Annotated in this window: 8 protein-coding genes; 5 read left to right on the forward strand and 3 right to left on the reverse strand. The window is 43.9% G+C overall.

Annotated elements, in window-relative coordinates; translation table 11 throughout:
• Position 1 precedes the first annotated feature (1 nt).
• The 3 genes from AB5706_RS04525 to nrdG all read left to right on the forward strand — a co-directional run bounded on the left by AB5706_RS04525 (position 2) and on the right by nrdG (position 4,073).
• A complete protein-coding gene (locus AB5706_RS04525; protein WP_118578072.1) occupies positions 2 to 865 on the forward strand; it encodes a carbohydrate ABC transporter permease in 864 nt (287 codons plus the stop codon).
• Positions 866 to 1,297: 432 nt separating this feature from the next.
• Positions 1,298 to 3,487 (forward strand): anaerobic ribonucleoside-triphosphate reductase, encoded by a 2,190-nt coding sequence (nrdD, locus tag AB5706_RS04530; RefSeq protein WP_173717773.1) that lies wholly within the window; start codon positions 1,298 to 1,300, stop codon positions 3,485 to 3,487.
• A gap of 76 nt (positions 3,488 to 3,563) precedes the next feature.
• Complete coding sequence (gene nrdG, locus AB5706_RS04535; protein WP_148462015.1) at positions 3,564 to 4,073, forward strand: anaerobic ribonucleoside-triphosphate reductase activating protein; 510 nt, start codon at positions 3,564 to 3,566, stop codon at positions 4,071 to 4,073.
• A 112-nt stretch (positions 4,074 to 4,185) separates the two neighbouring features.
• Here the strand turns inward: nrdG and AB5706_RS04540 are convergent, their stop codons facing one another.
• Positions 4,186 to 8,988 (reverse strand): fibronectin type III domain-containing protein, encoded by a 4,803-nt coding sequence (locus tag AB5706_RS04540; RefSeq protein ID WP_173771404.1) that lies wholly within the window; start codon positions 8,986 to 8,988, stop codon positions 4,186 to 4,188.
• Between the two features lie 203 nt (positions 8,989 to 9,191).
• Positions 9,192 to 10,238, reverse strand: coding sequence for a 5'-3' exonuclease (locus AB5706_RS04545; RefSeq protein ID WP_173735579.1), 1,047 nt, complete (start codon positions 10,236 to 10,238; stop codon positions 9,192 to 9,194).
• 280 nt (positions 10,239 to 10,518) lie between these two features.
• Here AB5706_RS04545 and AB5706_RS04550 point away from each other — a divergent pair, with 280 nt between their 5' ends.
• Positions 10,519 to 10,923, forward strand: a complete 405-nt coding sequence (locus tag AB5706_RS04550) for a hypothetical protein (protein ID WP_173715990.1) — start codon at positions 10,519 to 10,521, stop codon at positions 10,921 to 10,923.
• A 28-nt stretch (positions 10,924 to 10,951) separates the two neighbouring features.
• Complete coding sequence (locus tag AB5706_RS04555; RefSeq protein WP_243881942.1) at positions 10,952 to 12,193, forward strand: M56 family metallopeptidase; 1,242 nt, start codon at positions 10,952 to 10,954, stop codon at positions 12,191 to 12,193.
• 288 nt (positions 12,194 to 12,481) lie between these two features.
• Here the strand turns inward: AB5706_RS04555 and AB5706_RS04560 are convergent, their stop codons facing one another.
• Positions 12,482 to 13,852, reverse strand: coding sequence for an MATE family efflux transporter (locus AB5706_RS04560; RefSeq protein ID WP_330602678.1), 1,371 nt, complete (start codon positions 13,850 to 13,852; stop codon positions 12,482 to 12,484).
• Positions 13,853 to 13,865 lie beyond the last annotated feature (13 nt).

A 13,865-nucleotide genomic window follows, 5' to 3' on the forward strand; every position in this document is an offset into this window, starting at 1 on the left:
TATGGCAAACACCAATGCTTCAGTTAAGAAAAAAAATACCAGAAACACAGTTTTGCGTGTATTGCTCTATGTAGTGATCATCGCCATCTGTCTGATAACTTTATACCCATATTTTGTAACTGTATGTACTGCTCTTAAAAGCCGCGCGGAAATCTTTTCCATGAATGGAACTATTTTCCCTGTTGAGGCCATCTGGTCCAACTTCACAGACGTATGGAAGCTGGCTCCCATGAGCAATTACATGATGAACTCCATTGTGATCGCAGGAGGCTCCACTCTTCTGGCTATGGTCTGCGGTATCCCAGCTGCTTATGCCCTGTCCAGAATGAAATTCAAAGGCCAGACTGCTTTTCTGGGATTTGTTATTGTCTCCCAGATGTTCGCACCGGTTGTACTTCTCATCGGTATCTACAAGGTTATGATGGCGTTCCATCTTACCAACAGCATTATCGGCCTGATCTTTATCAACGCAGCATTTAACCAGGCATTTGCTATCTGGCTGCTCCGCGGTACTTTCCTGAGCATCTCCCCTGAGATGGAGCAGGCTGCCACTATTGACGGCTGTAACCGCGTACATGCCCTTTTAAGGATCCTTCTGCCTGTTGCTGCACCTGGTATCGTTACAGCGCTTATTTTCGTATTTATCAACGCCTGGAACGAATATACAGTGGCACTGACACTGATCTCCACTGATACCTTCAAGCCTCTCACCGTTGGTATCAATATTTTCAACGGTTACAATATGATCGAGTGGCAGTATCTGTTTGCTGCTTCCCTCTATGCAATTGTTCCAGTTGTAATTCTGTTCGTCGGAATTGAAAAAAATCTGGTTGGAGGACTCACTTCTGGTGGTGTCAAGGGTTGATTTTTATTTTTTTCCAAGTATAATAGAGGAAGATGCGGACGCGAGAAAGGGTTGCCCAGGGCAGCCCTTTGTTCATGCCCCGTAACTATTCAGAAGGCAGTATTCCGCCAGGTGTTTTTGTGAACATTGTTCACAGCTGCGGCGCGAAATCATACAAAACATGTTACTGGTCATCCAGTAACTGTTTTATTGTGTACGGTAAAATTTCACATACGGAATAACCCCGATGATTCCGCACATTTCAGGAACTCTATACCGGAGATCACCGAATGATTCTTCTGTCCTGCTGACGAAAATTCAGCACATTTCACAGATTTTTAAAATCAATGGTTTTGACCTTGACTTTTCTGTAGAATACTGTAATATTGATAGTGCACAACATCTAGTATGTAATTAAAGATTTAAACACAATATATGGAGGGATTTGAAAGAATGAGTACTGAGGTCAATGCAAACGTCATTAAACGAAATGGCGTGGAAGTTATTTTTGATAAGGCGAAGATCATCAACGCCGTTGAAAAAGCGAATGAGGAGGTTCCCAAGCTTCACAGGCTGAGTCATTACCAGATCACTGCGCTTGCTGATATGATTGCCACCCGTGCCCTTGAATCCTCCCACGCTGTCAATGTGGAAGATATTCAGGATATGGTAGAGACCGGCATTATGGAGATGCGCGGTTATGAGGTTGCACAGAAGTATGTGCGCTATCGCTACAAGAGAGAGCTTACCCGCAAGTCCAATACCACAGACGACAGCATCCTTGCTCTTCTTGACCAGATTAATGAGAATGCCAAGCAGGAGAACTCCAATAAGAACCCTACTATTAACTCTACCCAGCGTGATTACATGGCAGGCGAGGTCAGCAAGGACCTGACCATGCGTGTTCTTCTTCCTGAGGAGATCGTAAAGGCTCACGACGAGGGAATCATTCATTTCCATGATTCCGATTACTACGCACAGCGTGAGCATAACTGTGACCTGATCAATCTGCAGGATATGCTCCAGAACGGCACGGTTATCAGCCAGACACTGATTGAGAAGCCTCACAGCTTCTTTACCGCATGTAACGTTACCACACAGATCGTCGCACAGGTAGCCAGCAATCAGTACGGCGGACAGTCCTTCTCTCTCGCCCATCTGGCTCCTTTTGTAGACATCAGCCGCCAGAAGATCCGTAACAAGGTAATCGAGGAACGTAAGGCTTGCGGTGAGCCTCTTGATGATGAGATCATCCAGAAGGTATCGGAACGCAGACTGAAGGATGAGATCCAGAGTGGTATCCAGACGATCCAGTACCAGCTGATCACTCTTATGACCTGTAACGGACAGGCACCATTTGTAACGATTTTCATGTATCTTGATGAAGTTCCGGAGGGACGCACCCGTGATGACCTTGCACTGATCATCGAGGAAGTTATGAAGCAGCGTATGCAGGGTGTTAAGAACGAGCGCGGTGCGTGGATCACACCTGCATTCCCGAAGCTGATCTATGTGCTGGATGAGGATAACATCCACGAGGATTCCAAATATTGGTACCTCACAGAGCTTGCAGCGAAATGTACTGCCAAGCGTATGGTTCCGGATTACATCTCAGCCAAGATCATGCGCCAGTTAAAAAACGGCAATGTTTACACCTGCATGGGATGCCGTTCCTTCCTTACCGTTGAGGAGAAACAGAAGAACCCGGACGGTTCCTACAAGTTCTACGGTCGTTTTAACCAGGGTGTTGTTACCATTAACCTTGTAGATGTAGCCTGCTCCTCAGACGGCGATTTTGATAAGTTCTGGGAGATTCTGGAGGAGCGCCTGGAGCTTTGCCACAGAGCACTCCGCTGCAGACATGAGCGTCTTCTTGGCACAGTTTCCGATGTTGCCCCGATCCTGTGGCAGTATGGTGCTCTTGCACGGCTTAAGAAGGGTGAGACCATTGACAAGCTTCTTTATGACGGCTATTCTACGATCTCACTTGGATATGCAGGTCTCCATGAGATGTGCATGAGAATGTACGGAAAGCCTCATACAGACCCTGAGGTTCGTCCGTTTGCGCTGAAGGTTATGCAGCGCCTCAATGACAAATGTGCCCAGTGGAAGGCAGCTGAGAACATCAGCTACTCTGTATATGGCACTCCGATGGAATCCACCACATACAAGTTTTCCAAATGTCTTCAGAAGCGTTTTGGCATCATTCCAGGAGTTACGGATAAGAATTATATTACAAACAGCTATCACGTTCACGTTACTGAGGAGATCGACGCATTCTCCAAGCTGAAATTCGAGTCTGAATTCCAGAAGCTTTCTCCAGGAGGAGCCATCAGCTACGTGGAAGTTCCGAATATGAAGCAGAATATTCCGGCAGTTCTCTCTGTTATGAAGTTTATCTATGATAACATCATGTATGCAGAGCTGAATACCAAGAGTGATTTCTGTGATGTCTGCGGATATGACGGAGAGATCCAGATCAAAGAAGACGAGAACGGCAAGCTGATCTGGGAATGCCCGAACTGCGGTAACCGCAATCAGGACAAGATGAGCGTTGCCAGAAGAACCTGCGGATACATCGGTACCCAGTTCTGGAACCAGGGACGTACCCAGGAGATCAAGGATCGTGTATTACATCTGTAATAAGTAATGGTTTCCGGGTTTTCTGCAAGATGTGTGTATTTGATTATCAGGCACAGGAGGAAAAGAGGAATCAGTTATGAACTACGGAAACATTAAATCCTACGACATAGCAGACGGCACAGGCGTGCGTGTAAGCCTGTTCGTATCTGGCTGCAGGCACCACTGTAAGGGCTGTTTTAACGCACCTACGTGGGATTTTAACTACGGTAAGCCATTTACCCGGGAGACTCAGGATAAGCTCCTGGAGCTGCTTGCTCCGTCTTATATAGAGGGCTTCTCCCTACTCGGCGGCGAGCCATTCGAGCCAGAGAATCAGCCTGTTCTGACAGAGCTTCTGGAAGAGATCAGGCGTACCTTTCCGGATAAATCCATCTGGTGTTACAGTGGATATCTTTTTGACAAAGATATGGTTCCCGGAGGTAAGATCTACACTCCTTTTACAGACCGGATGCTTTCCTGCATCGACGTTCTGGTAGACGGAGAGTTTATTCAGGAATTGAAAAACCTCTCCCTTCAGTTCAGAGGGAGCAGCAATCAGCGAATTCTGCATTTAAAAGATGGTAAGCTTATTAAAGAAGGCCTGTGATACGGGTCTTCTTTTCTTATATCTGCATTCAAATAGTTGCATAAGTTTTTACATCTGGGTAACCAAAAATCCCCCTCCTGTCTAACAGGAGGGGGATTTTATTACACTTTATTTATTTTGCTTTCGCATATTTTGGTGTGCTGTAAGAAGAATAGATTGGAACACCTGCTTCGTTGTTTCCAACGGCGCGTACTTTGTAATAATACTTGGTTCCAGCTTTCTTGGAGCTCTTGTCAACATATTTCACTTTGGAGCCTTTTGTAATAGTTCCTACCAGTTTGTATCCGGAACCTTTCTTAGTGGAACGGTATACCTGATATCCGGTAGCTCCTGTTACTTTCTTCCAGCTGACAGTAATCTTGCCCTTTGTTGCTTTCGCTTTTGGACTGGTTGGCTTCGCGATCTTTGCTGTGGAAACTATAGCACTTGCAGATTTGCTTGCACCACTTGTATATGTTTCATCAGCAGAATCTTTGTACTCATAGGACTTACCATTCTTGTAAGCAATTACATAATAGTAATATTTTACTCCTGCTTTCGGTCCTTTGTACTCTGTGCTTGTTGCACCATTATAGGTGTACTTGATCTCGCGATCTGTAATAGTCGTTTCCTTCAGTTCACTAACGAATTTGTATCCGCTGACTGTTGTGGAATCAGCAACATAATTCGGGACAGTTGCACTGGAACCGTAACTATAGCTGTAAGAATTGCTGTCTTTGTTATATCTGTTCCAGGAAGAGGTGGTTCTGTATACACGATAGTAATCAGCACCTGCTACCGGATTCCATGTTACAGTAATACTTCCATCTGCTTTGTTTGCAACAGCTTTTACATTGCCAGGAGTTGCTAAAACAGGATTAACTGTTGCTCTGATTTCATTGCTGTATTCCTGTCCTCTGTATGCACGTACACGATAGGTTGTTTCCGTATCTGCTGCCGGGAATGTAATGGAAGATGTGGAAGCTTTCAGTGTCTTATAGGTTTCCCATGCACCAGTCTCTTCATTTCTCTTCTCAACCAGATAACCCTTTCCTGCATATACCGGCTGCCAGCTTAACTTCATCTTACCGTTTGCATAAGAAATTCTGTTAACGGTAGTCATCTCGAAGCTAAGATTTGCATATACACCTTCATCAATGTAATACTTGCTGTTTCCTACAGTCTTGTATGCTCTTACAAGATAGTAATAATCCATACCGCTCTGAAGCTTCTTGTCTGTATAACTGGAAGCCTTTGCACTTGTAGTCTTGATCAGTTTATACTTAGCAAAATTGTTGGTCATGCCAGCTGCTACAGTATCTCCAATAGAAGATCCTTCACATCTGTAAATCTCATATCCCTTAGCACCTTTGATCTTGGTCCAGGACAGTTTTACAGAAGTTGTGCTCTTAGGTGTTGCTTTCAGCTTCAGCGCACCGCCCCAGGTAGTAACCTTATTATAAGCCCATGCTCCATAAGTGGTCTTGCCTGTTTCGGAATCATAATAATATGGTCTTACTCTGTAAGTATAGGTAGTATCTGCTTTCAGTTTGGTGTTCTTATAAACGCTGTCTGTAGTTTTGGCAATTGTTTTATATTTCTTGCCATTCTTTCTCTGGATCTGATAGCCGGTAAGCCAGCTTTCTGATCCGCTTTCAGCGCTCATCTTTAAGGTAACGGTCTTAGCTGTGATAACATTTGTTACAGATATATTCGGCATACCAGCGTTAAATGATGCTGTATTTGTGTATGCACTGTATTTCTGTGCAAGTGTAGCTGCCTTATCATTTTTTACACGGGCACGCACATAATAGGTCTTGCCTGGTGTAAGTGATTCAAAGTAAAGTGTTGCCTTATTATTCTCACCAGAAATACAATCTGTAACCTTGTAATCATTTACAAATTCAGGTGATTCGGAATACCAGAATTCTACATCTTCTTCTTTTCTTACAGTTCCGTCATAGGAGAATACATAACCATCCGGTGTTTTCTCAACCAGCTTCAGGTTGCTGATCGCTGAAGTGGCTTTGGATACATTGACAGCTACTACATTGGAAGGAGTACCGTATTTCTTGTTTCCGCTCTTGTCTTTTACATAAGCGACAACTCTTACATAGGTTGCTCCTTCTTTTAATAAGGATTTACTCAATGTAAGTGCATCATCATCCTCGTAGTACTCATCTTCATCTTCATCATAGTAACCACTGGAAGAAGCGGTTACCCAGTCCTCTTCGGAAGGCTGTGCCTTATCTGTGTACTGGAGCTCATAAGAGTCGCCATCTTCCAGAACAGCGTCAAAACGGAATTTGAAGCTGTTTGCAGATTCTTTATACATTTCTAAGCCAGTTACATTCTTAGGTGCCTTTTCTGCATCTGTAGTGAAGGAGACAGCTGCAGGTTTCAGTTTTGCAACCTCTTCCTCTTCCGGTCTGTCTGCACTGCTCACTGCACGAACATAATAGGTTTTTCCAGCTTCCAGATTACCGTTGTTTTTGCTGATCTTCAGTTTCGCAGAACCAGCTGAGCCATCATAATAGACGCGGCTCCAGTCACTTGCCATAGTTGCAGTAGTAAATTCTGTGCCTGTTGCAATCTGATACCATACGCTGTTTAAATCAACCTTTGCACTGTATGTGAAATAATAGTAATTGTCGTCAGCTTTCACATACTGAAGATCGGTGATCGGCTGAAGAGCATCTACAGTAAATGCTGCGGACGGTGCTGACCAGTCGCCTTCTACTGTCTTTGTGACTTTCTTTCCGTCTGTATCAACGGTATAAGTGCGTACTGCACGTACCTGGAAGGTATAGGATTCTCCAGGAGCCATTGCCTTGATCGGATCGCCGTTCTCATCTCTTACGCGATCAAATGAAACCTTAGGATCTGTTGTATATGTATACAGATATTCGTCTTTAAGCTCTGACAGGGAAACACTTGGGAAATTACTGTAACCGACTCTGTAATAGGTCTTATCAACAGTTCCGTCATCCTTCAGAGAAGCTGAGCTCACGTATTCACGTCCGGCAGAATCTTTTACAAGGATTTCATAGCTGTTTACATTGTCAAGTGCATTCCAGCGCAAGGTTGGCTCACTGTCCTCTGTGTTTACGGTTACACCGGAAACAGCTGCAGGCTTCTCACTGGTACCTGCATCTGAAGCGGTTACTTTGTATGCAAATGCATTGGACCAGTCTCCGTATACTTCCTTGCCATCATCTCCGATCTTAACGGCACGAACAGAAAGATTATAAGTCTTTCCATCTTCAAATGCATAAACAGGCTGACCGGTAGCCGGGTAAATAACAGGTTCCAGAACTCCGTCTACACTTGTATAAGTGTTATAATCAGAGCCATCAAATGAATATCTGGTGCCGCTTACTCTGGTATAACGGCCGCTCTTCCGATCGGATGCCAGCGACTCAAAGTACTCGCGTCCAGCTTCGTCTGTGACCTTAATCTCATAGCTGTCTGCATTCTTATCCGGATTCCAGCTGAGAACATAAGAAGAAGCTGTTACACCGGAGACTTTCTTCAGGCTTGTATCTACAGCTTTATAAGTTACTGTATAAGCGTCAGACCATTCACCTTCCTGCTTCTTGTTTGCACCATTCTCATATCTGTAATTAATTCCGCGGACACGGATGGTATAGGTTTTACCTCTTTCAAATTTGAACTCTCCGTAGGTTCTTCCTAAATAGAAGTTTGGATAGGAATAATTGGAATCTGTTGTAAAGGCAACTTTTCCATCTACTTCAACTTCGTACTGGGATACATATGTATTCTGGATACGGTTCCAGCTTACATATTCATATTCATCGTTGTATTTGAAATTACCGGTCTTCTCTGGTACAAGACTGCCGCTGTCGTCTGCTTCTACAACCAGCTCATTGGACCAGTCGCCTACCTTCTTCTCGTCGCCGGAGCCTGTATATGCACGGACTTTAACGGTATATTTCTTGCCTTTCTGGAAAGCACCGATATATTTTCCGTCTGCATCAGAAGCGACTTCATAAAGACCTGTGGTGTCGTTCTTTTTAAGCAGATAACCGTAATTCTCATAGAAATTGAGCCAGTTACCTGAAGCAGTTACATAGGAGGGTTCCTTTGCTCCATATGCATAAGAATAATATTCATTTCCAGCTTCATCCTTAATGGAAACCTCGAGGTTCTGGTTCTCGCCGGATACCTGAATCTGATTCTTTCTTTCAGCTGCATAAATTGTCACACTCTTCGGCTCAGCGACCTTCTTTGCGTAGGTATAATCTACAGCGTCAGACCATTCACCATATGCAACAGTTCCATCTGCGCTGTTACGGTTTACGGCGCGAACGGAAACCTTGTATGTCTTGCCATTCTCAAGACCTGCAATATATCCGTCTTTACCATCTGGTTTGTATACAAGGTTTCCTTCTGCGTCAACCTTGAACGGCTGCATGGTAAGATTTGTAAGACTATAGCTTAAGTTGACTGTGGACGGATAACCGGTCTCTGGCTCGCTTGCATTATAATAGTAGCGGTAAGTGTACTCTCCGTCTGTTACACGGATCTGGTATTCATCTGCCTTCTGGTCTGCATACCAGGTAAGAACATTCTTATCCTCCTCATCAAATGCAACATGTCCGATCTTGCCAGGTGCCTCTGCATCAAAAGCAGCAACCTCGTCGGTGCTTCCGCTCTCTTCTGCGTCTGCAACTGCCTCACTGTCACCGAAGCCCTCCTCGGTAACAGCTGCCACTGCGGCTTCATCTCCGAAGCCATCTGCCTCTACAGTAGCTTCCTCTGTGGTGTCCGCTTCCGCTGCCGGAGACTCAGATACGAAATCTCCTCCATCTGTAAAATCTGACGCCAGAAGTGGTGTCGGTGCGGAAGTTGCGGTCATTGCCGCTGCAATTGCAATGGCAACAGACTTATTGAGTGTTTTCAAATCTTTCTTCATACATTTCCCTCCATGAATTAAATTTATTGAAATTGATCAATAAGTAGTATGGGGAAATTATAGCGTATTACTCCGTTTTAGGCAAGTGTTTTGTGAATAATTTATGTATTTTGTGCAAATAAGCACACATTACCCACACCCATTTGTATTTTTCTGATATTTTCTCTTTTTTCTGACAATTAAGTGTTTTCTTTACATTTTGACTATTTTAGTGTTTTTTCATATTCCGTCAAAATACTGTTCATTTCGTAGCGCTTTAACTGTCTGATCAGTTCTTCTGCATTAATATGAAGCCGCATATCTTCCAGGCTTTCTTTTATCTCAATGTCATGTTTCATAGTTGCCAGCTGTTCGCTTAAGTATACCATCTCTTTATTTGTTTTCAGTGCTTTCAGAGGGCTTCTGCCTATTCCAAGGTTTTCTTTCCAGAAAGTATTCAGTTCCTTTTCTTTCTTTGCCACGTCTTCGCAGTCCTCAATTGCTTCATAGATCGCGTCCAGGGTTTTATATTCTGCTACAAGCGGCGCTGCTGCTGAGGAAACGCCCTTACAGCCTGGAATTCCATCGCCTGGATCTCCAGTGATCGCCAGAAGCACAGGAATCTGTTCCGGATATACCCCTTCCTCAGAACAGACAATTTCCGGTGTATATTCAAATACATTAGAAGGGAGTTCCTCGTAAGCCTCTTTTCCAAACAGGCCATATGCATCCTTTAAGTTCTCCAGCTTATCCTTCGTAACAACACGCCACATGCGGGTATATTCGCTTACCAGCTGAAAATAATCGTGATCCTTGGTAAGCACATAAGTCTGCAGATCCGGGCCCTGGAATTTCTCCACAAGAGATGCCGCATAATCGTCAGCCTCATAGTCCTGGCTCATAAATACCGGACAACCGATTGCTTTCAGAAGCTCTTCCATCTGAATAAACTGTTCTTTTAATGGCTGGGCAGTCTCCTTGCGATTGGCTTTGTAAAAATCGGCGCCAAGCTGGGTGCGGCGGAAAGTATCTCTTGTCATGTCAAAGGTAAATGCCACGTATTCCGGCTTTACCTTCTTATAGACAGCCAGAAGGGTGCGAAGCATGGTGAACATGGCATTTGTGTATTTTCCATCGGAGGTGTGCAGGATTTCCGGATAGTGTCTCTCTTTTTCCTCGTCTGTCTTTGCGAAAAGGATAGATTTGGGAAGATTTCCGTAATAGGATGTGGACAGCATGGAGGAGCCGTCGATGATCAGAAATTTTGGCATGATTGTTCTCCTTCTATGATTATTTGACCATTTCCTAACAAAGTGTTGATTTTTACACACTGTCAGGAAATGTCTTTCCAATATCTGATATGATATCAGACCTGTGATTTCTCTCAATTTCTCTGTAAGTATACCATAAATTTATCTTATCTGAAAAATTTCCAAAAATTTTTTCAGATTTCGTGTTATTTCTTTCTCTGGTTTTCGTATATATAGTGAAGGGAGCAGAAAACAAAATTATTTCTGAATTCCCGCTCTACGTAGAATGAGGAGGTACTCAATGAAAAAAATAATTTTAACCTTATCCGGCGTTCTCTTTGTGATCGTCACCGGATGCTCGCTGCTGATCTGCATGATGAACGGAATTCCGAATTTGGATCAGCCGGCTGCTGCCTTTTACCTGGCGAAAGCAATTCTGTTATCCTTTAGCCTTCCTCTGGTAACCTTAGGTCTCTTCGTACACTGTTTGCAGCTTAGACGAAAGCTTGATAAGAAGAACCTGTTGTTCCGGAATGCGATGAAGGAGCTGATAAAAAATCGCCAGACCAGCTGCAGGGATTCTGGAGATTCTGATTTCCAGAGCTTTAAAAATTCACTTACCTGTCTGTTCTGTGCCTTTGCCGAAGATTCCGATCTCAGCGAAGAAGATCAGAAGGACTTGCTGGATTTTATTGACAAATTTTAAGTGAGGGACTTGCATGCTTTTAATCTGTATGAGCATAGCAGGAACAGTGCCACTGATCATCTGTCTCCTGCTATTGCTTCTCCAAAGGAAAAAATTTTCATACCGGCTTGGCCGGAACCTGGTGTTTCTGAGTCTGGCGGGGTATTTGATACCGTTTCAGGTGGTTAAATATCTGATGCCAACAGATGTTTTGATAAGAACAGACGCTCTTGCAAACATCTCTTATTACATCAATTTTGACGACAAAGGAGCAATTTCTTATCACGGAATTTCATTATGGATGTCCGACTGGATTCTTATGATTGGATTATGCTGGCTATTTTTAATCTCAGGCTTCAGTGTTTACGAAATCATAAAGTATCACCGGCTCACGCGAAAGCTGAAAAAGATTACTGAGAAAAGAACTTGTTTCTTACCTGGAATCGGGGATGTAGAATACCGTATTTCTCCCCTTATTGGTTCTCCCTATACTATAGGTTTCCTGAAGCCTTTCATTGTCGCGCCGGAGAGCCTTGAGGATTCCAGATTGTCAGAAATGATTATGCGGCATGAATATTCACACCTGCGCCGTCATGACTCAGCTGTAAAGCTGCTCTGCCTGTTAGCCATTTGCCTTCATTTTTATAACCCGTTAACATTGCTTACGCTTCTGCTTTACACCAGCTTTTCCGAAAACATTGCAGATCAAGCCGCCACCGAAGGTTTCACCACGGAGGAGAAAAAAGCCTACGCAATTGCTCTCGTAACTCTTTCCGCAAGAAACAGACAGGTTCCTGTAGTCTGGAAAAACAACTTATTGGGGGCCAAACATACGATGAAAAGGAGAGTGGAATTTATTATGATGAAGAATAAGAAAGCCAGTAAAATTGGTACTGCTGCTGCGATATTGGCATCTGTATTTTTGAGCGGGACTACGGTGTTTGGGTATGCGCCGATGCAGACAACGGAAGCACCAGTATTTTCTCCAATTACTGAATCCTCTATTTCTTTTGAAGAAGTGAACACTTTAGATTCTCAGTTTTCAAACTCAGATATATATTTTGAAACAGAAGATCATTTTTCTGTTCCAGTCACTTCTTCCGATTTAGAATCACGTGCCCTTATATGTACACATGATTTTAAAGAGGGATATGCAGATAGACATTATCCCAATAGTAATGGCGGTTGTACAGTAAAAACATACACTGCCAAAATTTGTCAGAAGTGCAATCATCTTGTCATCATGGATTATGTTGGCACACGCACTTACGCCAAATGCCCACACAAATAATCGCCTGCACTAACTTTAATGGGAGGAAGTTAGCCCAGCCGAATTATTAAATCATTCACACTTACCCAATTATGTCATTTTCCATTATTATCTTTCGTGAAGCTCAGAGGGAACGGAAGCTAAAAACGAGCCAGGGAAGCGTTTCGCTTTCCCTGGCTCTTACCTTTTTCAGAAACATATTATAACGTTTCACCGTCTTCACCGTTACCTCTTATTCACTTTGCAGACAGCCTTTTTCAGCCCCCTTTTATCCAAAACCTTTTTTCTTCTTTCTCTTCTTCCTTTCCATCACGCCGCTTTCCCGGTACCCTTCAACTGCCCATGCACCGTCCGTCTCACAAACACAAAGCAAACCACCTGCAGCACAATGGTAATGAACCAGGAGGCAGGATAGGAAATAAACAAGGTGTACAAGCTTCTGTGCTGTGGGAATATCCAGAAGATCCACACAATTCTGGTACCTACTGTACCAATGATGGAAAGGATCATAGGCACACCGGAATGTCCCATTCCCCGGAGAGCGCCAGGAAAAAGATCCATGATTCCACATAAGAAATAAGGCACCGTGGTGATGGAAAGGATCTCCACACCGCATCGGATAACCTCCGGATCCTCTGTGTAAATCTTCAGGATCTCACCTCCAAGCATGTAAGATCCGCATCCCAGCACAAGGGCAATCACAAAGGACAAAATTCCGCAGTCCAGCAGCACTCTGTCCATACGTTTATATTTTCCAACGCCATAATTCTGACTGGTAAAGCTCATACAGGCCTGAGTGACCGCATTTACAGACGCATACAAAAATCCCAGAATATTATTCGCCGCCGTATAACCAGCCATGGCAGTGGAACCAAAGGAATTTACAGAAGACTGCAAAAGCGCATTGGAAATGTTAATAACCGTACTCTGCACTCCTGCCGGTATTCCCACCTGGAAAATCTGTACCAGATAAAATTTCTTCATACACAATCTGGAAAACCGGAGCTGATAACTGCTGTCCGTCATATACAGACATCTAAGAACCAGAATACAGGAAATCAGCTGGGAAATAATGGTCGCAATGGCAACACCTGCAACACCCAGATGAAACACAATCACCAGAATCATATTCAGCACCGCGTTGGTCACACCAGCCACGACCAGGAACATCAGCGGACGCCTGGTATCCCCTACCGCACGCAGAATAGCTGCGCCATAGTTATAAAGCATAAAAAACGGCATTCCCAGGAAATAAATCCTCATATACAAAGTGGACTGGTCAATCACATCCGCAGGCGTTCCCATAACCTCCAGTGCCCATCTTGAAAAAACAAGTCCTACAGCAGCCATCGCCACACCACTGACCAAAGCCAGTGTAACAGACGTATGTACCGTTTCCGACATCTCCTTCGCCTTACCTGCCGCATAGAACCTGGCAGCCAGTACATTAGCTCCCAGTGAAACACCAATAAAAAGATTGGTAAACACATTGATCAAAGCGGTAGTAGAACCAACTGCTGCCAGGGCCTGGCTGCCGGAAAACCGTCCCACCACAATAATATCCACAGCATTGAACATCAACTGCAGAATTCCGGAAACCATCAGCGGAATGGCAAAAGAAACCAGCTTGTCCATAATGGTTCCGTTACACATATCAATTTCGTACTTATTCTTACTCAACTCTATCGCTCCC

The organism is Ruminococcus sp. RTP21484sp1_RTP21277st1_D2_RTP21277_210401 (assembly GCF_040924225.1).
In the GTDB taxonomy this organism is placed as follows: domain Bacteria; phylum Bacillota; class Clostridia; order Lachnospirales; family Lachnospiraceae; genus Blautia_A; species Blautia_A faecis.

What these genes read in the sequence shown, in the direction of transcription:
- AB5706_RS04525 (WP_118578072.1), top strand. Translation starts at nt 2, where the DNA reads ATGGCAAACACCAATGCTTCAGTTAAGAAAAAAAATACCAGAAACACA.
- nrdD (WP_173717773.1), top strand. Translation starts at nt 1,298, where the DNA reads ATGAGTACTGAGGTCAATGCAAACGTCATTAAACGAAATGGCGTGGAA.
- nrdG (WP_148462015.1), top strand. Translation starts at nt 3,564, where the DNA reads ATGAACTACGGAAACATTAAATCCTACGACATAGCAGACGGCACAGGC.
- AB5706_RS04540 (WP_173771404.1), bottom strand. Translation starts at nt 8,988, where the DNA reads ATGAAGAAAGATTTGAAAACACTCAATAAGTCTGTTGCCATTGCAATT.
- AB5706_RS04545 (WP_173735579.1), bottom strand. Translation starts at nt 10,238, where the DNA reads ATGCCAAAATTTCTGATCATCGACGGCTCCTCCATGCTGTCCACATCC.
- AB5706_RS04550 (WP_173715990.1), top strand. Translation starts at nt 10,519, where the DNA reads ATGAAAAAAATAATTTTAACCTTATCCGGCGTTCTCTTTGTGATCGTC.
- AB5706_RS04555 (WP_243881942.1), top strand. Translation starts at nt 10,952, where the DNA reads ATGAGCATAGCAGGAACAGTGCCACTGATCATCTGTCTCCTGCTATTG.